This is a genomic window from Oceanobacillus sp. GQ8, assembly GCF_059758495.1.
Genome location: NZ_JCAXEV010000003.1, coordinates 485,054 through 509,533, shown reverse-complemented (window position 1 = coordinate 509,533; position 24,480 = coordinate 485,054). Strand labels below are relative to the sequence as shown.

Annotated in this window: 23 protein-coding genes; 2 read left to right on the top strand and 21 right to left on the bottom strand. The window is 40.6% G+C overall.

The window, feature by feature from the left end:
- Window positions 1-2: 2 nt before the first annotated feature.
- Entirely contained in the window at window positions 3-860 is an 858-nt protein-coding gene (gene tapA, locus AC6CHS_RS11315) for an amyloid fiber anchoring/assembly protein TapA (protein ID WP_498236122.1), read from the bottom strand.
- 152 nt (window positions 861-1,012) lie between these two features.
- Window positions 1,013-1,627 (bottom strand): TasA family protein, encoded by a 615-nt coding sequence (locus AC6CHS_RS11310; protein ID WP_498236120.1) that lies wholly within the window; start codon window positions 1,625-1,627, stop codon window positions 1,013-1,015.
- 429 nt (window positions 1,628-2,056) lie between these two features.
- On the opposite strand from AC6CHS_RS11310, the gene srtD reads away from it, so the two are divergent.
- On the top strand, window positions 2,057-2,656 hold the full coding sequence (gene srtD / locus AC6CHS_RS11305) for a class D sortase, LPxTATN-specific (RefSeq protein WP_498236118.1): 600 nt from the start codon (window positions 2,057-2,059) through the stop codon (window positions 2,654-2,656).
- A gap of 130 nt (window positions 2,657-2,786) precedes the next feature.
- Window positions 2,787-4,808, top strand: coding sequence for a penicillin-binding transpeptidase domain-containing protein (locus AC6CHS_RS11300; RefSeq protein WP_498236117.1), 2,022 nt, complete (start codon window positions 2,787-2,789; stop codon window positions 4,806-4,808).
- Between the two features lie 62 nt (window positions 4,809-4,870).
- On the opposite strand, the gene aldA is transcribed toward AC6CHS_RS11300, so the two are convergent.
- The 19 genes from aldA to AC6CHS_RS11205 all read right to left on the bottom strand — a co-directional run bounded on the left by aldA (window position 4,871) and on the right by AC6CHS_RS11205 (window position 24,463).
- Window positions 4,871-6,313, bottom strand: a complete 1,443-nt coding sequence (gene aldA / locus AC6CHS_RS11295) for an aldehyde dehydrogenase (RefSeq protein WP_498236115.1) — start codon at window positions 6,311-6,313, stop codon at window positions 4,871-4,873.
- 238 nt (window positions 6,314-6,551) lie between these two features.
- Window positions 6,552-6,968, bottom strand: coding sequence for an IDEAL domain-containing protein (locus AC6CHS_RS11290; protein ID WP_498236113.1), 417 nt, complete (start codon window positions 6,966-6,968; stop codon window positions 6,552-6,554).
- 191 nt (window positions 6,969-7,159) lie between these two features.
- A complete protein-coding gene (locus AC6CHS_RS11285) occupies window positions 7,160-7,507 on the bottom strand; it encodes a DUF779 domain-containing protein (RefSeq protein WP_498236111.1) in 348 nt (115 codons plus the stop codon).
- Window positions 7,508-7,536: 29 nt separating this feature from the next.
- Window positions 7,537-9,057: an aldehyde dehydrogenase gene (gene adh, locus AC6CHS_RS11280; protein WP_498236109.1), complete on the bottom strand. Its 1,521-nt coding sequence runs from the start codon at window positions 9,055-9,057 to the stop codon at window positions 7,537-7,539.
- 299 nt (window positions 9,058-9,356) lie between these two features.
- Complete coding sequence (locus AC6CHS_RS11275) at window positions 9,357-9,539, bottom strand: cold-shock protein (protein WP_036575169.1); 183 nt, start codon at window positions 9,537-9,539, stop codon at window positions 9,357-9,359.
- A gap of 181 nt (window positions 9,540-9,720) precedes the next feature.
- Complete coding sequence (locus AC6CHS_RS11270) at window positions 9,721-10,461, bottom strand: Cof-type HAD-IIB family hydrolase (protein WP_498236107.1); 741 nt, start codon at window positions 10,459-10,461, stop codon at window positions 9,721-9,723.
- 3 nt (window positions 10,462-10,464) lie between these two features.
- A complete protein-coding gene (locus tag AC6CHS_RS11265; protein WP_498236105.1) occupies window positions 10,465-11,655 on the bottom strand; it encodes an MDR family MFS transporter in 1,191 nt (396 codons plus the stop codon).
- A gap of 108 nt (window positions 11,656-11,763) precedes the next feature.
- Window positions 11,764-12,360 carry a pyroglutamyl-peptidase I gene (locus tag AC6CHS_RS11260; protein ID WP_498236103.1) on the bottom strand — a complete coding sequence of 199 codons (597 nt, stop codon included), beginning with the start codon at window positions 12,358-12,360 and terminating at the stop codon, window positions 11,764-11,766.
- Entirely contained in the window at window positions 12,357-13,313 is a 957-nt protein-coding gene (locus tag AC6CHS_RS11255; protein WP_498236101.1) for a 5-oxoprolinase subunit C family protein, read from the bottom strand. Before AC6CHS_RS11255 ends, AC6CHS_RS11260 begins: the two co-directional genes overlap by 4 nt.
- Window positions 13,314-13,499: 186 nt before the next feature.
- Window positions 13,500-14,258 carry a 5-oxoprolinase subunit PxpA gene (locus AC6CHS_RS11250; protein WP_498236099.1) on the bottom strand — a complete coding sequence of 253 codons (759 nt, stop codon included), beginning with the start codon at window positions 14,256-14,258 and terminating at the stop codon, window positions 13,500-13,502.
- Window positions 14,251-14,970 (bottom strand): 5-oxoprolinase subunit PxpB, encoded by a 720-nt coding sequence (gene pxpB / locus AC6CHS_RS11245; RefSeq protein ID WP_498236097.1) that lies wholly within the window; start codon window positions 14,968-14,970, stop codon window positions 14,251-14,253. Before pxpB ends, AC6CHS_RS11250 begins: the two co-directional genes overlap by 8 nt.
- A 32-nt stretch (window positions 14,971-15,002) precedes the next feature.
- The gene (locus AC6CHS_RS11240) at window positions 15,003-16,205 is read right to left on the bottom strand and encodes a CynX/NimT family MFS transporter (protein ID WP_498236095.1); all 1,203 of its coding nucleotides are present in this window, start codon (window positions 16,203-16,205) and stop codon (window positions 15,003-15,005) included.
- Window positions 16,206-16,537: 332 nt separating this feature from the next.
- Window positions 16,538-16,798 carry a hypothetical protein gene (locus tag AC6CHS_RS11235; protein WP_498236093.1) on the bottom strand — a complete coding sequence of 87 codons (261 nt, stop codon included), beginning with the start codon at window positions 16,796-16,798 and terminating at the stop codon, window positions 16,538-16,540.
- Between the two features lie 337 nt (window positions 16,799-17,135).
- Window positions 17,136-17,324: a hypothetical protein gene (locus AC6CHS_RS11230; protein WP_498236091.1), complete on the bottom strand. Its 189-nt coding sequence runs from the start codon at window positions 17,322-17,324 to the stop codon at window positions 17,136-17,138.
- 100 nt (window positions 17,325-17,424) lie between these two features.
- Window positions 17,425-17,520, bottom strand: a complete 96-nt coding sequence (locus tag AC6CHS_RS11225; protein ID WP_081779381.1) for a putative holin-like toxin — start codon at window positions 17,518-17,520, stop codon at window positions 17,425-17,427.
- Between the two features lie 344 nt (window positions 17,521-17,864).
- Window positions 17,865-19,883 carry a lipoteichoic acid synthase gene (gene ltaS / locus AC6CHS_RS11220; RefSeq protein ID WP_498236089.1) on the bottom strand — a complete coding sequence of 673 codons (2,019 nt, stop codon included), beginning with the start codon at window positions 19,881-19,883 and terminating at the stop codon, window positions 17,865-17,867.
- A 316-nt stretch (window positions 19,884-20,199) separates the two neighbouring features.
- Window positions 20,200-21,894 (bottom strand): methyl-accepting chemotaxis protein, encoded by a 1,695-nt coding sequence (locus AC6CHS_RS11215; protein WP_498236087.1) that lies wholly within the window; start codon window positions 21,892-21,894, stop codon window positions 20,200-20,202.
- A 112-nt stretch (window positions 21,895-22,006) separates the two neighbouring features.
- Complete coding sequence (locus tag AC6CHS_RS11210; protein WP_498236086.1) at window positions 22,007-22,642, bottom strand: response regulator transcription factor; 636 nt, start codon at window positions 22,640-22,642, stop codon at window positions 22,007-22,009.
- Window positions 22,643-22,753: 111 nt separating this feature from the next.
- Window positions 22,754-24,463, bottom strand: coding sequence for a methyl-accepting chemotaxis protein (locus AC6CHS_RS11205; RefSeq protein ID WP_498236085.1), 1,710 nt, complete (start codon window positions 24,461-24,463; stop codon window positions 22,754-22,756).
- Window positions 24,464-24,480 lie beyond the last annotated feature (17 nt).

Below are 24,480 nucleotides of genomic sequence, written 5' to 3'. Positions count from 1 at the left end.
GTTTATTCTCCCTCTTCCTCTTTTGTTCCAGTAGATGGTTGCTCTATCCCTTCACTTTGCTCCTGGTGCTTCTTATCTGGTTGTTTTTCAGCCTGCTTTTTCGTTTGCTCTTCTTCTTTTACTTCCTGCTTTTCTGATTCAGCTTCTGTTGCTTCTGATGCGTCTGTTTCCTGTTTGTTTTCCTCAGTTGATGAAGTGTCCTTCTCTTCCTCCACAGGAGCCTTTTCTGTTTCTAGTTTAGCTTTCTCTTGCGTGTCTTCGGTGATCTTCGACTCTTCTTGTTTCTTATCCTCAGTAGAAACTTCCTCGTCTTTTTCCTGTTTTACTTCTTTATCTGCTTCTTCTTTTACTTTTTTCTCTTTACATTTTGCATTTGCTTTTTTGCTCCAAACCTCTAATGGTTTCTCCGTTTCTTCGCCATATAATGGATGCTGAAGTGCTTTAAAAATATAAAAGCCTTCTTTTTCTGCTGTGTAGCTTAAGAAAACTGTTTCACCCTTTTCAAGCTTTTTAATTTCACCACTCGCTACTTTCTTACCCGTTTTTTGTGGATTGCCTGTTTCGGAAAAGAACACTTCATAGGTAGTTGTCTCTGTCATGGAAAAACCTTTATTTTTCAATTCCACGCTAACATTCATCGCAGGGCAGGCTTTTTCATCCACTTTTGGTTTCCCTACAAAGGCAAGTTCACTACCATCCCACCATGTTCCTGCCTGAATAACGTGTTCATTTTCTTGTGAGGATACGAAATAGGCTCCTGTTCCGGAAACGAGATATCCAAGCGTAAATACTGAAATATAACAAATAGCTACAACCTTCCATACCATCACAAATTGCTTATACCTTTTAAACTTTCGCATCCGGCTCATTCGCAACCTATTTCCCTCCATTCAACATGATTCATTGCTTTCGTAAACGCAGCTATACGTGCTGCCCTTACGAAAGCAAAATCTCTGTTTAAATAATATGTATGGAAGAAAGACGGGAGAACCCGCCTTTCTTTTAAACAAAATTATTTTTCTTCGCCTTCACCTTGGTAACCAGTAAAGTTCCATTGAAGCTCAAGAGAATCACCTTGGAAGACGTTTTGATCTTCTCCACTTTCAACAAATTCGAATTGAACATGTAATTCATCCGAATCGCCTGGTTGTAGTCCACCACGTTCTTCAAAGAAAGGAATAAAGATTTCATTAGCCACTGCGTCTGGAGACATACTCTGTAATTCTGCAAGCGTCGTATAGTAGACAACATTGTCTGGAGACCATGGTCCTAATACTGCTTTGTCTTCATTCCATAAGAAGTTGACACGGATGTGATCACCAAAGTCTTGATCGCCGTTGTCTCCACCTGCATCAACTACTTCATAGGAAGTTTCAAGCAACACTTCTGCAATTTCTAACGATCCACCATTGCCTAATGTGAATGAACGATTCATCCAATCGCCTGGTTTAATATTTTCCACATTAATGACTTCAGTTGGATTAGCATTTAAATCCAATGTACCTGCAGCAAATGTGCCACTTGTTTCTGCTGTGTCACTAAAATATGCAAATGTTCCTCCACCTACTAATGAAATTCCTAGTGCTGCTGTTGCGATACCTAGACCTAATTTTTTCTTCATACTCATAATAAAATTCCTCCTCATAGTTTATAAATATTTTGAGATACGTTCCGCTGCTGTTCCCTGAAGAAATACATGATGGTTACCTTGATAAACGAACGTCCACTACTCATATCATCTTCATATACAGCGAATATCCCCCTCCCTATGTATAATGATCGTTCTTTTTATCTACATATTTGTTTTATATAACGAACGATTACTTGCAGTATAGGTCATATTTCACAGTTTGCAAAACTTCATATTCGTTCAATAATTCTATATAAAGAACATTTTTCTTTCTTTTTTGGCTATTATCTTTAAATTACTTAACTTTTTGCTAAATTTAATAAATTATTGTTCTTAATAAAATTCAACTCTTCCTTATCTGATCTTTCAAAAAAAGAAAGCTTTCTATATACTAGAAGTAAATAACGAACGCAAGGAGTATTGCCTATGAAAAAGCTCTCCCTATTGTTAATCGTTGCTGGACTCGTTTTGCTAGGTGTTGGAGGTTATCAATGGTTCCATACAGCGCAAGCGCAAAAAAATAGTTTGGCAGAGGCACAGACATTGCTCGATGAGGGCCAAAAAATCCAAACAGATGATGGATCAACTGAAACAGCGGAAGGGTTTGCCCCACAAACAGGCGACACTGCCGGAATTCTGTATATTCCTAGGCTAGATGCAGATTTACCTATTGTAGAAGGAACAGATGAAAATGACCTTGCAAAAGGGGTAGGTCATTATAAAGGGACAGCATATCCAGGTCAGAACGATCAGATTGTATTATCCGGTCATCGGGACACTGTTTTCCACAGTATGGGGGAGCTCGAGCTAGGAGACCATTTAACAGTCAAACTTCCTTATGGAGAGTTCACTTATGAAATAGTGGATACAAAGATCGTGGATGCGGATGATCGTACCATCATCTCCCCTACAGCGCCTGAGGAAGTATTGACCTTGACCACCTGCTACCCTTTTTCTTTTGTCGGAAGCGCTCCAGACCGTTATATTATTACAGCCTTACCTGTTGAAACAGAAAAAGGTAATTAGGGCTAATAGCAAATGTAAGAACGGCCACCGGGGTTGTCAATTTCCTTGGGGCTTTCTGTATTGGCTGAATTCTTTAACAAACATGTTATAATAGACCTAGATTACAAGATAGATACTGGAGGGGGATCCGATGAAAAAGATTACAATAGCCTTAGCTGCTATCATTTTGGTAGTGTTAGCCGGCTGTTCAGACGACGAAGTAACACCAAATGAACGATTTGATACATATGTGAAGCATTGGAATGGACAGGAATTCTCTGATGCGTATGGCATGCTATCAAGTGAGTCTACTGAAACGTATCCAACTGAAGAATATGTGGATCGTTACAATAAAATTTATGAAGATCTAGCAATATCTGACCTTTCCATTTCGTTTTCAAAATTGGACGAGGAAGAGTTGGAATCCGCAATGGAAGAAGGAACTGCTACCATTCCCTTTGAAGTAGCGATGGAAAGCATGGCGGGACCAATTGAATTCGACTATGAAGCTACCCTTGTCCAAGAAGGAGAAGAGGAAGAACAAAACTGGTATGTACAGTGGGACCCTGGCTTTATTTTTCCTGAATTAAAAGATGGTGGAGAAATTAGTATTCAAAGCGAAGCTCCTACTCGAGGAGAGATTCTTGACCGGAACCAAATGCCATTAGCCATCAATGACAAAATAAATGAGATTGGGATCATTCCAGGGAAACTTGGTAGTAATCCTGAACAAAGCAAAGAAGAACTCTCTAGCTTCATAGGGCTTTCCGTTGATGCCATTGATGAAGCATTAAATGCGGCCTGGGTCGAGCCAGACTTATTCGTCCCCTTAAAAAGGGTACCATCTACTATTGACTTATCCCCCTTATGGGAAATAGATGGCGTTGCTAGTAGAGAAGTAACTGGTCGTGTCTACCCAGCTGGAGAAGCTGCTGGACAGCTGGTAGGATATATTGGAAATATTACAGCTGAAGAGTTAGAGGAGCAGGAACCAGGCGTTTACAGTGCAAACGACATGATTGGTAAAAGAGGTCTTGAAAGTCTCTATGAAGAGCAACTTAAAGGTAAAAAAGGCACACGTATAGAAGTAATCAAAGAAAATCAAGAACCTATCGTTCTTGCCGAGACGCCAGTTGAAAACGGTAAAAATATTACCTTGACAATTGATGTAAATGTACAAGAAAGCATTTTTAATTCTTATGAAGAGGATGCCGGTACAGCTGCAGCAATAAATCCAAAAACAGGTGAAACACTTGCACTTGTCAGTAGTCCATCATTCGATCCAAATGAAATCCTTTATGGTACGAAATCGAATCTGTGGGAAACATTACAGGAGGATGAGCAGCAGCCCTTGTTAAATCGTTTCTCATCAACCTTTGCACCAGGTTCAGCTCTTAAACCAATTACTTCTGCAATTGGGCTAAAAAATGGCAACATTGATCCAAATGAAGGATTAGAAATCGATGGATTGACATGGAGTAACGGGAAAGGATGGGGAGATTACGCTGTCCGCCGTGTATCCGAATCTAGTGGCCCAGTTGATTTAAAGGATGCCCTTGTACGTTCTGATAACATTTACTTCGCCATGCAAGCAGTAAACATGGGTAGCAAAGCATATGTAAAAGGATTAAAAGAGTTCGGTTTTGGGGAAGATCTTCCATACGAATATCCTTTCACTGCTTCCAGTATCTCTTCGGATGGAAAGTTGGATGATGAAGTATTGCTTGCCAATTCAAGTTATGGGCAAGGACAGTTAGAAATGAGCTCGTTACACCTTGCCACAGCCTTTACTACCTTTTTAAACGAAGGGAATATGTTGAAACCAACATTGCTTACAAGTGAAGAAACGGCGCAGGTATGGAAAGAAAGCCTGCTTGATAGTGATAATGCTAATTTGATGAAGGATCTGTTATACGAGGTTGGTCAATCTGGTACACCATCCAAATATACTGCTGACTCAGAAGTAGGGATTTCCGGTAAAACCGGTACAGCTGAATTGAAACTGACAACAGAAGATGATTCTGGTGAAGAGAATGGTTGGTTTGTCGGCTACCCGACAAAAGAAAGTGAGCAAGATTTATTAATCGCCATGATGGTTGAAAATGTGAAAGAAAAAGGCGGAAGTGTTTATACAACGAAAAAAGTAGTCGATGTGTTTAATGAGTTGAAATAGAAAAACAAAAAAGCTGAACAGTCACGATTGACTGTTCAGCTTTTTTGTTAAGATTTCTTTGTCTATTGCTTGTACTGCATGTAAACAACTTGCGTTACAAGGAAGTCTTCTACCCCGTGCTTTCCATCTGTTCCGCCAAGTCCTGACTTACGCATACCTGCGTGATAGCCTTGAACCGCTTCGAAGTTTTCCCTGTTCACATACGTTTCTCCGAATTTCAGATGATTCACGACATGCATGGCCTCATGCACATTATCCGTATAAACAGAGGATGAAAGTCCATATTCTGTGTCATTTCCCATTTGTATTGCTTCATCAAGCTCGTTAAAGGTGACAATTGGTACAACTGGTCCGAAAATTTCTTCCTTAATGATTTCTGAATCATGTTTCACATTTTTAAGAACCGTTGGCTGAAGGAAAAATCCCTTTTCCTTATTAGCCCGTTCGCCACCTGTCACAACCTCTGCTCCCTCGTTTACGGCTGTCTGTAGCATTTCCTCTACCTCTTCTAATCTATCTTTACTCACCAGTGGTCCCATACCAGCTTGCTTATTTTGTAGAGGGTTATCAACCGTAACTGCTTCAAAGGACTGTTTCAGCTTTTCCGTAAAGGCTTCGGCCACTTCCTCCTGGACGTAAATTCTTTCCGCATTCGTACAGGCCTGTCCATTATTGGCCAGTCTGGAGGTCGTAATATGCTTGGCAGCCAAGTCAAGATCAGCATGCTTTGTTACAATAGCAGGTGCCTTACCACCAAGCTCCAGGTTCACCTTCGTAATACTTTGGGCCGCTGCTTCCATCACTTTTGTACCCGCCGTGACACTTCCTGTCATGGAAATCATATCGACATCTGGATGTGAAGCCAAAGCATTTCCTAGTGTAGAGCCTTTTCCGGTAATGAAGTTGTATACTCCTGCAGGAATTTCCTCTGTCTCATCGACCAGTTTTGTGAACTCCGCTGCAGTATTTGGTGTTTTCTGGCTTGGTTTTAATACAATTGTACAGCCCGTAACAAGCGCTGTTGCAACCTTCCTTGCTAAAATAAACACTGGGAAGTTCCATGGTACAATCCCACCGATTACCCCAATAGGTTTTTTATATAAAAGGATGTTTTCATTTGGCCTATCACTTGGGATAATATCCCCTTCTATTCTGCGGGCCCATTCGGACATATATTTGAAGAAGTCAATTGCCATGTCAACTTCTCCATTAGCTAATTCAAAATCCTTCCCTTGCTCTTCCTGCAATAATTCAACAAATTTACTCTTATTATCTTCTAGTTTTTCTCCTAGGTTGCGAACAATTTTTCCACGTTCCACAGCTGGTGTATGTTCCCACCCATACTGTGCATCTGAAGCAGCCTTAACGGCCTTATTCACATCTTCTTCTGTTCCGCTCGCGATCTTTGAAATCACCTGTTCTGTAGCAGGATTTATTACATCAATTGTGTCTGTCGCTGTAGATTCTGTGTATTTCCCATTAATATATATAGGTTGCGTTTGCACAATAAAGCCTCCTTCAAGGTATACTACTTTAAATTTTCCACCTTGAGGAGGCTCTGAAACATATTATTTATCCCGGTGCAACCGTCCGTAAGACTCCCACTTCAAAACATGAGGTGAAACGATGTTTAAGTAGGTGTAAACGGACGCTAACACCCCGATTCGTTCAACTAACAATCAGTGGGGGAAGAATGAACCCCCCGACTGATTGAAGTTTCACTTTATGTATAATGACAGCTTGTTAAAGCATTTTCAGTAAGGTATAAAAGGTTGCTTCATCCCGTTCGTCAAGTGCCTTATCGATGGATCTTTTTATGTTTGCCAGTTCAAGCTGGTCAAACAGTATGTCAAGTTCATCACGATCCCATGGCGGGGTAGTTTTGCTTGGAGAATAAGGTTTTATAAATGCTTGTAAATAAATAAGAAAATCGCTACAAAAAAGGAGTTCATACATCGAAATACGTTCTTCTTCTTTTCCATGCTGGAAAACGAAAACAGCATCCTTATTAGATACCTCTCCCGTTTTTCTGTTAACATGGATAGAAGTAGCACCATTTGGGGTATAATGAAATTCCTTGCCATTGATCAGCACTACAAATCCACCAACCGATAATTTAACATAAATCGCACTGCTGCTTAAGCCTATTCGAAAAGGCAAAAACGACTTGATGATGACCATACTTTCCAATCAACTCCTCACTCCAAGTATTGTTCATTAAATAGAACGATTACCTTATTATAATTCATTTTGCCTAGTAATTAAAGCCTATTTTATGTTTTTTCTACCAACAATAAACAAATAAAAAGCCAGCTCCTATTAAAAGAAGCTGACTCTACTACTTGTTTTACCTATTTTAGCTTTTCCTCTTCCGTAAAAACTCTTGACCTTGTAAGAAACCTTTTTCCTTCCGGCCCTTCAAGCGAGAACATCCCTCCCCTTCCATCTACTGCATCTATTATAAGCTGGGTATGCTTCCAATAAGCATATTGATCTTTGGAAATATAGAAAGGCATACCCCCTATTTTACCGAGTAAAAGGTCTGACTCACCTACGCGAAATTCGCCCTGGGGATAACACATTGGAGAGCTTCCATCACAACATCCACCAGATTGATGGAACATTAAATCTCCGTGAACTTCTTGCAACGTTCGAATTAGCTCCAATGCTTCGTCTGTAGCGGTGACCCGTTCTGTCACATGCCTCATCCTTTCATCAAGTGTTCCTCTTAAAATAGACCTGCTGGTTGCTCACTATAGCTAACTAGTAAATTTTTAGTCTGCTGATAATGTCCGAGCATCATAAGGTGATTTTCCCGGCCGATCCCGGACTTTTTGTAGCCACCAAATGCGGCATGTGCAGGGTATTGGTGGTAACAATTCGTCCACACACGTCCTGCTTCAATTCCTCTTCCAAATCGATAAGCAGTCTTCATATTTCTTGTCCAGACTCCTGCTCCTAAACCATATAGCGTATCATTTGCGACTGCAAGGGCTTCTTCATCATCTTTAAAGGTTGTAACAGATAAAACTGGACCAAAGATCTCTTCTTGGAATATACGCATCTTGTTATCTCCTTTAAAGATCGTAGGCTGTACATAATAGCCGCTTTCCAGTTCTCCTTCCAATTTATTAATATTTCCCCCTGTAAGCACCTCTGCTCCTTCCTGTTTTCCAATATCCAGATAGGACTGTATTTTTTCCATTTGTTCATTGGAAGCCTGTGCTCCCATCATGGTCTCCGTGTCTAATGGATGGCCTATTTTAATTTGTTTTACCCGCTCCAGCGCCCGCTCCATAAATTCATCGTAAATGGATTCATGTATAAGTGCACGTGACGGGCACGTACATACTTCTCCTTGGTTGAGAGCAAACATAACCAAACCTTCTATCGCCTTATCAAGAAAGCCATCATCTCTGTCTAAGACATCTTCGAAAAATATATTAGGCGATTTCCCACCCAATTCTAGGGTCACAGGAATGATGTTTTCAGAGGCATATTGCATTATTAATCTCCCTGTTGTCGTTTCGCCAGTGAACGCTATTTTAGAAATCCGACTGTTTGATGCTAATGGCTTCCCTGCTTCTACACCAAAGCCGTTCACAACATTTAAAACACCAGGCGGAAGTAGATCCCCAATGAGTTCTAATAAAACATGGATAGATGCCGGTGTCTGTTCGGCAGGTTTTAACACAACACAATTTCCTGCTGCAAGTGCTGGTGCTAACTTCCAGGTCGCCATCAGAATAGGGAAATTCCATGGAATAATTTGTCCTACCACACCAAGTGGCTCATGAAAATGGTATGCCACTGTATCATTATCAATCTGGCTAATCCCACCCTCTTGGGCACGGATCACTCCTGCAAAGTAACGAAAATGATCTACTGCCAGTGGGATATCGGCAGCAAGCGTCTCTCTTACTGCTTTACCATTGTCCCAGGTTTCGGCAACAGCTAATAATTCCAAGTTCTCTTCCATACGATCGGCAATCTTATTTAAAATATTTGCTCTTACTGCCACGGATGTTTCTCCCCACTCTTTCTTGGCTGCATGTGCTGCATCAAGCGCTGCTTCCACATCCTCTTTTGTTGATCTGGAAACTTCGCAGAATGCTTTTCCCGTAACTGGGCTCACATTTTCAAAGTACTTTCCGTTTGCCGGTGGCCGATATTCTCCGCCAATGTAATTGTCATACCTGTCTTTAAACTGGACTAGCGATCCTTCGCTATTTGGATTTGCATACCTCATTCTATCCACTCCTCCTCTTTTGCAAACGCTTACAAATTAGGTGTAAAAACTAGGTGACTTTCTACTCATTACTATAGCAATTTATTCAGAATCATTCAAACATTTTGTATTAGTTAGAATTTATCAAGATAGATAACGCGCTGATTCAAAAAGTAACTGCGACATGTCAAAACGAACCGCCGCTCTATGAATCGGCCATAAAAAAGATCCCCTGGGCTTATGAAAACCCGAGGACCTATTCTATGGGCAAATAAATTTGCCTAACTTATAAATTCTAATCCAAGAGATACGCGTTCATGTTACTTTACTTCTGGAAGTACACGTACTTCCTGTTCCATTGAAGATTTACAAAGTGGACATTCCGGCTCCTGTTCAAAACTGTAACTTTCTCTCATCCAACCCTGACAATCGTCACTGGTACATGACCATACGTTAGTTTCCACCTCTGGAACTGGTTCCTTTGGTCCGCGAGAAAATGACATGGCAGCATCCCCTTTCCTGATACCCTTCTATTATACCCCTTTCTCTTAAACAAAGAAAGGTCATATTATGCTAATTACGATTCTCCATAACCCTATGTTGAACAACACAACTAGCATTTTTCATCCTTCTACTAGTATAGTCATGCGCTATACAAATTATACCAAAAAGGAGGGTGGGGCATTATAGGGCAAATCGTTGAATTGCTTTCGCAACACCGTCTTGATTATTCGTATCTGTGACAAAATCTGCAGCCTGTTTGATAGCATCCTGCGCATTGCCCATCGCAACACCAATTCCAGCTTGCTGGATCATTTTCATATCATTCAAACTATCGCCTACTGCCATGACGTTCTGCATGGTGATACCAAGCTTATCACAAACAAGTTCTAGGGCACTCGCTTTACTTACCCCTTTAGGGTTTGCCTCTACATTCGTAGGTAGCGAGTTGGTTAATTCCAGATCATCCGAATAGGAAAGCTCCTTCACCATCACATCAAGCTTTTCTTTATCAAATGACTCACAACCAAACTTTAACCAATTATGTGCATAGAAATCTTCTGGTGGTGTCTCTCTGTAAACACCGTCGGTTGAGATCATCCACATGCCTACACCTGTTTCAATACCAAGATTCCATAACTTCTCCATTTTAGCCGGATCCATCAAATGCTGATCAACAAGCTCATTCTTAACAGTCCAAATCTCTCCACCATTAGCTGTCACCAGGTAGGATTGGAGCTTGAGTTTTTCTGCATACGGATAGCAGGAGTTCAGCCAACGCCCTGTACTAAGTACTACCTGAATCCCTTTCTTTAATGCCTTGGCAATAACTTCTTCTGTGTACGGAGTCACTTGATGCTCACTTGTTAGTAATGTTCCATCCATATCTAGTGCAATAAGTTTCACTTCTTGTTTTTCTTCCATTTTTCAAACCTCCATGTTCTGGTTATGTTCCACTTTAATTTTTCGATCATACAAACGTGTTGTAACAAAAGGTATTATCAGGAGCCCCAATAAAATAATAAATAAAAGTTCAATATTATATAAATCTACAATAAAGCCACCAAACACTGGGCCAATCATTCTCCCTGCTGCACCGACACTGTTGACAATTCCTTGATAAAATCCTTCCCTGCCTTTTGGTGCCAATTCATTTGCTAAAGTTGGCACAGCCGGCCATACAAGCATCTCGCCTACAGTCAATATCACCATAGCTGCAGCAAACATGGTAAATGTCTCTGAGACCATCGCAATCAGATAGGATACGATAAAAATAACCGTGCCCATATAAATATGAACCTTTTGGGATGTTATACGTTCTGCTACCCATTTTATCAGAGGCTGGCCCAGAACGATAAGAAAACCATTTATCGCCCATAAAGAACTATATTGCGCTAATGGGATACCAATGTCCTGTGTATAAGAAGCAATGGTTGATTGCCATTGACTATAGGCAATCCAGGCTATGAGGAAGCCCCCACATAAAATAAACAAGGCAGTAAAAGCTGTTCTGCTTTGTATTTTTGCCCGTTGCTGCAAAATAGATGTGTGCATCTGTCGATCTTTTTCTTTGTCGAGGTTCCGAAATGTAAACAGAACGATGATAAAATAAAGAAGAAATACAGTGGCATTAGAAATAAATATATAATCAAAAGAAATACTGGCAATATAGCCACCCAACGTCGCACCGAGCGCCACACCAAAATTTTGAGCAACATAAATAGCATTGAAAGCCCTTCTTCCACCTTCAGGCCAGATGGAACCAGCCATAGCAAACATAACAGGCCAGGTAATTCCTGAACCAAACCCAATTAGCACGAGAAAGATCGAGTAAGAGACGATGCTATCATGTGTGAAGGCAAGCATAACAGCAGAAACTACCGCAATGCCTGTTCCGCCTAGAATCGTTTTATACGCGCTAAATTTATCGAAAAGAAGCCCGCCAATTAGATTCCCTGCAATAGAAGCACCTTGGTTAAACATTAAAATGAACCCCGCAAAAGCTAAGCTTTTACCGAGCTCATTATGCATATAAATGGTGTTTAATGGCCAGAGAAAAGAGGCCCCTGTTACATTAATCGCTGTTGCTATTACTAATAGCCAGATATATTTTGGCAATTCTCATCATCTCGCATTCTCTGTAATGTACCACGTTATTTTATTACACTTTCAGCACTGTGGCAATTCCTATTTGCGGAATGAAAATAAACCTGTTTGTCCAGTTAATTACAGTGTCTCTATTGCTATTTTAATCCCTTTAAGAAGATCTTCCTCCGACCAGCTTGGCATATTCTTTTCCACAGCAAGCGCGTGTGAAGCTGGGATGTGGATAAAGCCAGAAGGGTTCGTTAACCCATGCTGTTTTGCATAGTGTAGGCCATGATACATGACATTATTACACAGATAAGCTCCAGCTGTATTTGAAATTTTGGCAGGTAACTTCTCTTCCTTTAATCGGGCTACTATTTTCTTAATGGGTAGTGTAGAAAAATAACCATCTGCTCCATCTTCAAAAATAGCTTCGCCGTCTGGTTTATGCCCTTCATTATCTACAGGGCCATCATTACAATTGATTGCGATCCGCTCTGGCGTGATACAGTTTCGGCCAGCCGCGAGACCTAGTGAGATGATAGCATCGGGTTTATGTTGCTCAATTAACTCAACCAGCTGCTTACCAGACTTACGGAAGTCCACGGTAAGTACTTCTCCTATAATCTCGTACCCATTGTACTGCTCCCCGTTTAAAGACTGTGCAATAGACGTAGTTGGGTTAATGGGAAATTCTAAAAAGGCCTCAAATCCTGTTAGTAGTAATTTCTTCATGCTTTTTTCCCTCTCTCTATATGTTGTCGGAATTGTTCTAGGCGTATGAGAAATTGCTCTTCTTTACGAGCATCCTCCTCTGCTTTTTCTACAGATACCCGCTTAAAGGAGACCTCCCCACCTGGGATAAGCTGCGCAATCTTCGGAATATCTGTGGAGCTCACCGTACCTATTCTCGGGTAGCCGCCCGTTGTTTGTCTGTCTGCCATTAAAATAATGGGTTCTCCAGCGCTTGTGATTTGCACTCCACCGAATGGAATGCCATCTGACCAGACCTTCACCTTTTCCGGCTTGATGGCCGATCCTTCTAGTCTATAGCCCATTCGATTGGAATTGGCGGCCACTTTATACGGTTCAGTGAAAAACGTGTTTCTGTCTAATTGTGTAAAATAATCCGTATGCGGACCTTCAATCAAGGAGATCTTTACCTTTTTTTGATAGATTGGAATGAGTGTGTTTGCTAAACTGATTCCGGTCTTTTCCATTACTGGGTACCCTTTTATCACATCTTCTATTTCCAGCGACTTTCCAAAGCCACTATTCCCATCAATGGAGCTACTGCCAAAATAAGCTGGTGCCTCAAAACCGCCGGACACTGCCAAATATGCTCTTACGCCAGATTGATGTTTTCCGAAAACGAGTTCGTCCCCTTCTTCAATCCTTACCGTTTTCCACATAGCAATGGGCTCCCCATTACACATTGGACTTAGGTTGGCACCCGTAATGACAATTGTCATGGTCGTTTTTGCCAGTAATGTGGGGCCTACTAATGTAATTTCAAGGCAGGGAATCGTTCGCTTATTTCCTGCGAGGATATTTGCCACTTGAAGGGAAAATCGGTCCATTGCGCCAGACACGGGCACACCAAACTGCTGGTAGCCTGTCCGCCCCATGTCCTGAAATGTAGTTTGAATCCCTGGCTTGATAACTTGAAAGAGCTCTTGCTGCACCATACGGCTGTCTCCTTTCTTTATCCCGGTGCAACCGTCCGTAAGACTCCCACTTCAAAACATGAAGTGAAACAGTGATGTTTAAGTGGGAGTAAACGGACGCTAACACCCGATTCGTTCAACTAACAATCAGTGGGGGAACAATGAAAACCCCCACTGATTGAAGTTTCACTTTATTTATAGGAATGTTTACATACTTTTAATCAAAATTCCTTCCGCTTGAAGTGCTGACGTTAATTCCCTTACAAAACGTACTGCGGAAGCACCATCTCCATGTACACAGACCGTATCAGCTTGTATGGGAACGTTTTTCCCTTCTACGGACGTTACGTGGCCTTCAGTTAGCATCCCCTTTACTTGCTTTACTGCCTGGTCAACTGATTCTATTAGTGCTCCTGGCGTGTTTCTTGGTGTAAGACTGCCATCTTCCTGATATGTACGGTCAGCAAAAACCTCTGAAGCTACGATTAACCCTAGACGTTTTCCTTCCTCTATCAAATAACTACCTGCAAGACCATACAAAATTAAGTTTTGGTCGAAGTCCGCGACTGCTTGCGCAATTGCTTGTGCCACATGCTTGTTTTTAGCTGCTACGTTGTACAAGGCGCCATGGGCTTTAACGTGATGCATGGAAACGTTTTGTGCCTTACAGAAGGCGTGCAATGCCCCTATTTGATAGAGAACATGGTGGTAGATTTCTACATCCGTTAACTCGATCTTTCTTCGTCCAAAACCTGCAAGGTCTGGATAACCTGGATGCGCACCAACAGATACTCCGTTTTGCTTAGCTAGCTTCACAGTGTCTTGCATTACGTTTGGATCGCCTGCATGTGCACCACAAGCTATATTTGCTGACGTAATGTGTTGCATTAGATGCTCATCTGCCCCGAAGGAATACGCACCAAAGCTTTCTCCCATATCGCAATTTAAATCTACTGTCCTATTCATCAGCGATCACCTCTTCCCACTTATTACGCAAGGTCAACTGATTATAATCTGCTTCAGATATTTCATAAAATTTAACGCGATCACCAGGCTGAAATAGAAAAGCATCCTCCTTCTTTTCTGCATCAAATAAAGGAATAGGAGTATTACCTATAATATTCCAACCACCAGGTGACGACAGTGGGTAAATTCCTGTTTGGGCGTCAGCAATACCAACAGATCCTGCCGGCGTTTTAGCACGAGGTTCTTGTAGTCTTGGTGTGGCGATTGCAGAATCAAGTCCGCCGAGGTAAGGAAACCCTGGTAGAAACCCTAACAGATAGACTAGATATTCCGGTTGCTGATGTCGTTTCACCACCTCATCTTCTGTCATGTGATGGCTCTTCGCTACATCTGAAAGATCTGGCCCATGTTCTCCCCCATAGCACACGGGAACATGTAGTAACCGTGCTTTTTCCTGAATGATTTCTTTATCTTGTTCTTTTCCCAGTAGGTTCTCTAGCTTGCCTACTAGTTCCTCAAATCGAATTTTAATGGGTTCATAGTAAAGGGTGATGGTTTGATACCCTGGAACAAGCTCTATCACACCGTAAATAGACGTATCCTGAATAAGCCTACAAGTATACTGAATTTGTTGGTTCATTTGCGGACTAACATCACCAGCATATTCTATACGGATAACCCCATCCCCGATCGCAGCAATCGTCTTTTCCATTTCATCAGCCCCTTTCCATTTACTTGTTGTGCCTATTCTAAAACAAATTTGTTTCTTCCTGCTCCCATACCAAATAACACTACACATAGAGAAACACCAATTAGAAACATTAAAGGAATATTCCAGCTATGTGTCAGGTCATAGAGCAAACCAATAAGCAATGGGCCGAGAGCTGCTAATAGATAACCTAGGCACTGTGCCATTCCTGATAATGCAGCTGCCTGCTTTGCGTTTTTTGCACGCATTCCCAGAAAAGCTAAAGCAAGGGCAAAGGTTCCGCTTAACGTAAATCCAATTAACACTGTGCTTATGATCATGACAAGGTAAGATTCTCCCATTAAAAGTCCTGTATACCCCGTAATCGAGAGGATACCATTCACAATCACGATCGGCCGCTGTGATTTTAACTTCCCGGCAATAACTGGTACAAGAAAGCTAGCTGGTAACCCAATAAGCTGCATGATGGATAGCATCCAGCCTGCTGCTGACATACTTAATCCATATTGGTGAAGAATCTCCGGTAACCAGGAAATTGTTACATAAAACAAAAAGGACTGCAGTCCCATAAAGGCTGCAACCTGCCAGGCAAGCGGTGATTTCCAGATCGTGTTATTTTCACCCGTAACGAAAGCGACATTCATAGATTGAGTAGACTTGTTTCGCTTAGTTAAGTATATCCATAAGAAGATGCCAAGAAGCGCAGGCACTCCCCATACAACTAATGCCCATTGCCAGCCTAGCCCGATGTTAATGGCAAGCGGAATACTTAGTCCTGAAGCAGCTGCAGCAAAAATACCCATTGCTGTGGAGTATACACTTGTCATCAGAGCAACCTTCAAGGGAAACTTTTCTTTAATCACACTAGGCAACAAGACATTACATACAGCTATCCCTACACCCACAAGCAATGTACCGAAAAACAAAAGGGAGATTACGGAGACCGAGCGGACGCTAATTCCTAAAAGCAATAGCACAAGTCCTGCCAGCATCACACGCTCATTTGAGAATCGGTTCGCTAATCTCGGGATGAGTGGTGACATCATGGCAAAAGCTACCAATGGCAAACTTGTTAACAAACCAGCACTCCAGTTAGACATACCCAAATCGTCGCGAATTGTTGTGATGAGCGGGCCTACTGAAGTAATGGCTGGGCGTAAATTAAAGGCTACAAAAATAATTCCTGCAACCAATATTATCTGTTGTATTTTCTGCGTCTTTTCTATCGTACGTTCCATTCTAAGTTTATCTCCTTTATCTCTATCTGTGTTAATAGTAGCACAATAGGGAGAAAAGGAAAAAACGTAGTGATCAGAAATTTTCATACGACTATACTACTTGCTAATGTTATAGTTTAGGAGCGTTATATTTGGATACTAGGTAGGTGTTTGAGAGGCTTTATTTACGTGTATTGCGAGGTGAAAAAGATGATTTTTTTGAAGAAGGGAAGTGTAAAAAGAAGTGGCAGTTAATATGCTCCTGAATATCGGGTTTATAAACAAAGAGGCTGGGGACTATCCGACGAGGTACGATGATGAGTCCCCTTTATGTATGTACAAAATGTCTTTCCTTATTTCCCTGTAGAAAGAAGGCTTTCTTTATGCTCATCCAGTATATTATTGGATATCCAGGTAATACGGTAGCTAACTGTGACAAACCTTAACTCAATCCGCGTTAATGCACTATCGCTAAGGATCTCTTCCATCTCTTCCATCATATACGACACTTGAGCATATGGATAAATTTCCTTTTCCTCCTCAAAAGGTTGACAGGCTAATAACCAATTTCCACTATTTCTCCCTTTCTCCCCTGCATTTTGAACACCCTTCATCAAATCCCCCTATCTTATTATAATTCTTTTCTTCTCCGCTGCTTATCTTCCTCCTCCAAAAACCAATTACAATTTAGTTTAGGACAGGAAAATATATTCATGACTATATTCCTATTATGCCATAGACGTCAAGATCCATATGTTTTTCTATTGATGTCGAAACTAGGAGAATATATCGTGCTTTTAATCCAGTCGCTGTCGAATTAACGCGCATTATAGAATACCTTGTAGGAAAATAAGACAAATTGAGGATTTATAAAGATCTAATGCCAAATATTACAATTGTGTAAATTATTTTACAATTTAGTAACAACTCAAACTGGAGTGCTTTTTGAATTTAAACTTCACTTTGCTCCTCTGTCATTAGCAATAACGCTTGGTGGCCCAATTTATCGACCAGGCTATTTTCCTTGGATATCGCTATGAATATGGTATAATATTTGTATAAATCAGCATATACTAATATGGCTGTACAGTGTGTAAATAAGTCTTTTGGACGATTGCTTTCGTTCGAAAAAAAGACCACAGCTGCAACTGTGGTCAGGTGATAAGCGGTTCTCTCAGAGGATCGGCTTCCTAGTTAATAGGCCTTCCCCAACCATCACTTTTTAGGTTAATGGGGAGGTCTATTTTTTGTTGATCATACGAATGATCAGAGTCAGGAGCGCTATAATAAACGTCCCAAACGAGAGCATTACCATAAATACTTGATAAATATCCAAATGGCATCCCCCCCTTCGTTAGAAAAAGGGCTTTGCCGATCACTACTGATAAAGAACGTTATCTAGCTACTAGTATACCACACACAGAGCGAAAAATACCTAAAAAAGGAACAAGTGTTCTATTTATTTTATGGGCATCTTTTCACTAAAAGTGTAGCTATATAACAAGCTTTGACTGCTTGTTTACGATATTATATGCTATAAATTTATTTCCTTGTAATGCAAATGGAAGGAGTTAACGATATAAATTTTCTAATTTAATAGAAAAATTGCGTTCGTCTCCATTCATAAGGCTCAAAAAAAAGGACACTGATATAAATCAGTGTCCTTTTCTTGTTTCGTGTTTATTCTGTTTCATCTGTTGTAGCTGGTTCCATATCCTGAATGTCTTCTGGTTGTTTAATCTCTTCGGATTCAGATGATTTAACTATGCCTTCCTCTTCTGGTGTTCCGTAGAAATAGTCGGAGGAATCAACAGGAGTCCAAGATTCATTCGGTGTATAGAATCTTAATAGATCTCCGTATAAGACTTCATCTGAAAGTTCAAGCTCTTTCAGAACCTCTTCTTTTTGTTTTTTCATTTCTTCAGTAGGGTTTTCAATTACTTCTTTTGTTTCATTGTCATAGAAAACATCATTCACAGAGCTGTATTCTGGTGTCATAAAGTCACCGTTTCTGAATGGAACAACTTCTTCATGATCCTCTGAGAACAAGTCGGTACCAAATTGGATATAGTCTTTCGCATCAACGCCCATTAAATGAAGCATTGTTGGCATAACATCGACTTGACCACCATAAGAGTGGTTCGTCCCTTGTCCATCAACACCAGGAACTTTAATAAAGAATGGTGTACGTTGAAGTTCCGCATTCTTTAATGGTGTAATTTCTTCACCCGTAATTTCTTCCATTGCACGATTATGGTTATCGGAAATTCCGTAATGGTCTCCATAAATCATGATAATAGAATCTTCATAGAGCCCTTTTTCTTTCAGATCATTGAAGAATTGCTCCAATGATTCATCAAGATAACGCGCTGTTTGGAAATAACGGTCCACTGAACCATCGCCCGTTTCTGCTGGAGCAATGCTAGCATCCTCTTCATCTATTAAATAAGGATGGTGGTGGGTCAATGTCATCATGTGCGCGTAGAATGGCTGATCCATGTTTTCCAAGTATGGCATAGATTCTTCGAAGAATGGTTTATCCTTCAAGCCATAATTTATAACATTATCCTCACTCATATCGAAAAAGTCAGCATGATAGAATTCATCAACGCCTAAATGCTTGTAAACTTCGTCACGGTTCCAGAAAGACTTTCCGTCACCATGGAAGACAGAACTTGTGTAACCAAGCTCTTGATCTAAAATAGCAGGTAATGCTTGGTACGTATTTGTACCCTTCGTTACAAATGCAGCCCCTTGTGGCAGACCATAAAGGGATGTATCCATCGTTAACTCAGAATCAGCAGTTTTACCTTGTTCTGTTTGATGGAAGAAGTTATCAAAATACGTAAAGTTTTTGCTTTCGTCATGTACGAGTGAATTTAGAAACGGGGTTACTTCTTCCCCATGTAACTCGTAATCTATCAAAAAGGACTGGAAGGATTCTAAGTGAATCTTAATAATGTTTTTACCTTCACCTTTACCAAAGTATTCTTCGTTTGGTTCAGCATACTTGTATTTCGTATAGTTCTCCACTTGCGTAATATCATCACTATCCGCTAGCACACGGCGTGTAGATGTTTTAGCGCTTTGAATCGCATCATAAATGGTGAAGTTATATGCACCTAAATATTTCACGACATAGTTACGGTCAAATGTCCGCTCCAACAATTGCGGACGATCCGCTTCAGCTAAACCTAGGTTAACGGAAAAGGCAATCACACCTGCTACGATAACTGTTAGTGGTTTGCGAATTTTCATTCTTGTAACAGACCAGTTTGATTTCATTTTAATAAACAAAACAAGCAGCAATACAAGATCTAATGCATAAAACAAATCTTGAACTTGAACTAAATCTGCAATACTACCACCAATGCTACCAAAGTTATCAGTCTGCATTAATGTAGGAATCGTAATAAAATCACTATTGAAACGATAGAAAACAACATTTGCATAAAGAATAAATGTCATGATCGCATCAATCAGGATAATAAACAATCCCGCTTTTCTTCCTTTAGCGAATAAGGCAAGCCCTAAAAATATTAAAGCAGAGCTTAGTGGATTAAAGAATAATAGAAACTGTTGCATGGCTCCACTAACACCAAGACTAAATTCAGTTGAATAGATTATATACGTTTTTAACCAGAGTAAGACAACAGCAATAGCGAAGAATCCCATCTTCGTAGATATTAATTTCTTCACTTTCTTCACCTCTTATTTTCTTTACATTTAATTTACATTACAACGATTTTTTATTATACCCTACTTATTACCTTTGGTCAAAGTTATTTTGAACCGGGTATATCCTACTGTATGGCTTGTTCACATATATAGTGAGGCTTCACAGGTTAACTCAGCTCATAAATTAGAACAATTTACCTGGTACAAAAAACTGCAAAAATTAAATAAAAAAGGGACAAGCACTCCTGTCCCTTTTTCCCTTTTTTTCGTACCTTTTAACGTTATTATACCATTCTCTGTAACAAGTTAAACCTATATTTCTTAAACTCTGTCCTTATTAAACTTTAAATCTGGCAACGAGGCTATTTAACTCTTCTGCTGACGTTGCCAACTGTTTCGAGCTGTTTGCTACTTCTTCCATTGCGCTGCTCGTTTGTTCAGTTGAGGCAGAGGTCTCTTCTACACCGGCGGCAGATTCCTCGGCGATAGCAGCAATTTCTTCAACAGAATGATTCATCTTGCTACTTTTTCCTGCCAGATCTGCTAAGTTGGCAGAAATAGCTTTTATACTATCCGCCATCGTAGTGACAGACCGATTGATCTCCGTAAAGGTTTCCGATGTGGATTGTATTTTTTCTGTCCCTTGTTCTACTTCTTGATAGCTGTCGTTCAACGACACAGAAATAGCTCGCGTTTCGGTTTGGATATTTGTTACAAACTCTGTAATGCCGGATACTGATTTTGCTACCTCTTCTGCAAGCTTCCTTACTTCATCAGCAACAACAGAAAAGCCTTTGCCACTTTCCCCTGCTCTGGCTGCTTCAATTGCAGCATTCAGTGCAAGCAAATTCGTTTGCTCCGCAATATCCTGGATAACCGATACAAGTTGTGTAATATGCTGTGTATGCTGGTCTAATCCTTGAACTTTCACCACAGCGTCACGGACAATCTCGTCTATTTTCACCATTTGCTCTCTGGACTCATTCATCAAACTTGCTCCCTCATTCGTCTTGGAAAGTACGTTAGTAGAAGCCGCTTGAATGTTCTCTCCGCTTTCATTCGTTTCCTGTATGCTCTTAGTAAAAGTAGACATGACCGAAGATAAGCTGCTCGCATTGGTTGCTTGCTCCTCTGTACCATGAGCCAATTCTTCCATCGTGATAGCAACTTGCTCAGAGCCTGCCTTTACTTCGTTAGCTGACTGGGTAAGTTCCTCACTTTGATTGGACACCGTCCCAGATACCTCGCCTATTTTCATAATCAACTGTCGCGTATTGGTAGTCATCGTATTTGTTGCAGACACGAGCTCGCTGATCTCATCCTTTGTTGTAATGGAAAGATCCTCATGTCGAAGATTCCCTGAAGCGACCTCTTGCATCCGTTGCATCACCGTCACAATCGGTTTCGTAATTTTACTGGAAGTCACAAGAGCCGTTGTCACACCAGCGAGGATTACCAGCAAAGCAATAACAGAAGTAACCACTAGGTTGGTATGACCACTATCTACAATCTGTTTTCCGAGCTCTTGGATCTCTTGCTCGCTAGCTGCTGCCATTTCCTGAAATGCTCGGGTGATCTCACCCTCCAATGGTTGAACAAACAAGGACATGATTTCTAGTGCTCTATCTTCATTACCGTTCTCATACTCAGCAAGAACTTCGTCGGTAAATGTGCCCCATTCGATTTTTTTCTCCATAAGGGTTTGAATTTCTTCTGCGTCATTTAGTTCGAGCAATTTGTTTTCCAGAGCAATCGATTCATCAATGCCTTCATTAAATTGTTCTTTTAAATTAGAATCACCGTAGAGCAAATAACCACGTAATAAGGACGTTCTCTTTTGCATATCAAGTGTAATTTTCTCTTGGATAATTAACAGTTCCAAATGGTAATCTGTCAATTCTTCCATATCTTTATTTGTACTATATACGGTATAGGCATTGTAACCTGATAACAGCACAACCAAAAAAATGACAATTCCGAAACCAAATAGTATTTTTCCTTTAATCCGTTTGAAGCCAAATCTCTTCTTCATCTATTCCACCTCTTCATGTTAATATCCGTGTTATTCGACTCTTCCTACTTGGTATATCGACATGAAGCGAGAAGTATTTAGGACTCTAAGAAAAGCAACAATATTAAATTAATTATGGGATGCTCAGCCAGTTATGCTTTACGGCTTTGAGGGCAGCGCTTGTACGGTCTGCAACATTTAACTTCCTTAGAATGGCGCTAACATGGTTGTTTACGGTATATGAAGAGAGGTATAACTCTTGAGCTATCTCTGAATTTTTCTTCCCATTTGTAATGCCTTCAAGTATCTTCCACTCCTGTTCACTTAAAATTCCAGTTGGTTTCTGTCCTTTTACAGGATTCTTATGTATATAATCACTCATGAGTACTGGACAAAGTTGCGGATGAACGTACTGACCACCTTCAAAAATCGATTCAATTGCTAATTTTATTTCAATTAATTCCATGCGACCATGAAAGTATCCATCAAAGCTCATCTGGAATAGCTTTTTTAAATCTTCTACACTAATTTTTTTAATTAAAAGTGCAATAAGCGTCGTAGAATTGCTCAGACCTGAAAGAATCTCTTCTAAATTTGTGTCTCGGCCTAACTCAATAATGACTAAGTCTGTATCCAGTGTTTGCTTAGATATCTGCCCATGCTTCAATATGTTATAAGATTCTATGTTGTAATAGTTGATACTTTCGCTTAGAATTCTACAAATGTTGTCCATCATTTCAGATCTCGAAATAACCGTGACTTTCTTCATCTATTTAATCTCCTTTATGATTATTATAGCCTAGCTGTTTTCGTGCATGCAAAAAGGGAGTCGATTGTTCGACTCCCTTTACTGCCTAATTTTCCTCTTCCTATTATATACTTACAGCCTAAATTTTCCAACAAGAACGTTTAACTCTGCTGCCAGCTTCGCAAGTTGCTCCGAGCTTCCTGCTACTTCTTCCATTGAACTGCTTGTTTGCTGTGATGAGGCAGAGGTTTGTTCAACACCTGCTGCTGATTCTTCTGAAATAGCTGCAATATCTTCTATTGAACGATTCATTTCTTCGCTGCTCGTGGCCATTTCAGACAGGTTTTCGGAAATTTGCTTCACACTATTGGTCATTTCAGTTACGAATAGTTGAATACCTTGGAATGTTTCTCCAGTCGTTCTCAATTGTGTAGTGCCCTTTTCTACTTCCGCATAGCCTGTTTCCAGGGATTGAGCCACACTATTCGACTCTGTCTGGATCCCCGTAACGATCCCGGTGATATCTGTTACCGATACAGATACCTGTTCGGCTAACTTACGCACTTCATCGGCGACAACGGCAAATCCTTTTCCTTGCTCCCCAGCACGTGCTGCTTCAATCGCTGCATTCAAGGCAAGGAGGTTCGTTTGTTCTGCAATGTCTCTAATGACCGATACTAGTTTCGAAATCTCCTTCGATTGGGCATCTAGTCCTTTCATCTTCTGTACAGACTCTTTTACAATGCGATCTATGGCTACCATTTGTGTCGTGGAATCTTCCATTAACGTGCTTCCCTCATTGGTCATGACCATTACTTCATTGGATGCTTGCTGGACAAGTGTTCCTTTGTCATTAGCCTGATGCACTTTGGTGGTGAAGGAACTAATGACTTCAGCCAATTCACTTGCACTATTAGCTTGTGTTTCTGTACCACTTGCTAACTCTTGCATGGTTTCTGCAACCTGTTCACTTCCCGCTTTTACTTCATTTGCAGATTGTGTCAGCTCTTCACTATGACTGGTAACAGTTTGGGAAACGGTTGCTACTTGCTGTATCACATTTCGCAGATGTTCTGTCATTCCATTAATAGCTGTTGACAATTTGCCTATCTCATCTTTGCCTTTATAATCCATCGGTTCGACCGCCAGATTGCCGTCAGCAATTTGATTACTAATAGAAACCACCCGTCCTAAGTTACGTGAAACACTTCTACTAATCAAGAAAATGAGAACACCACCGATTACAATGCTACCAATCATCGTTGCCAATTGAATGATTAAGGTAAGTTCTTGCAAATCCTTTGTTTCCCTTGTTGATTCGAAGCGTTCTTCATTCATTACTTCCCGTAACTCATCAAGTTGAAAAACTATACTGGAACGAAGGATTTTAGCCTCAGAAACGAGGGAAGCTGCATTAGATGTGTCTCCCTTGTTCGCCACAGGGACCACTTCATTCATGAAAAGTTCGTTCATCTCTTGATCCTTGCTAACGATTTGCTCAAATAGTTCTTTTTGTTCAGCAGTATTTATTCTCTCACGAATCTTTTCAGCCAGCTCATTAAATTGTTTCGTGTAGGTCTCATATTCTTCCACGGATAACATGCTTTGATTATACATGTAGGTTGAAATAGGGACACCTTTCTCTCTAGTAATCGCGCCCATTTCCGTAATATCAACTGCTTGATTTCCCCGCATGTCCACGTTTCTAACATTTTCTCCAATATCCGCTAGCAGCTTAGAAACGTATGCTGTAGATGCAGCAATGAGAATAAACACAAGCAAAACTGTAAGGCCATATTTCCAACCGATCTTTACATTTCGTAACGTAAGCTTTTTTCGCATTCCCCTATTCCCTTCCC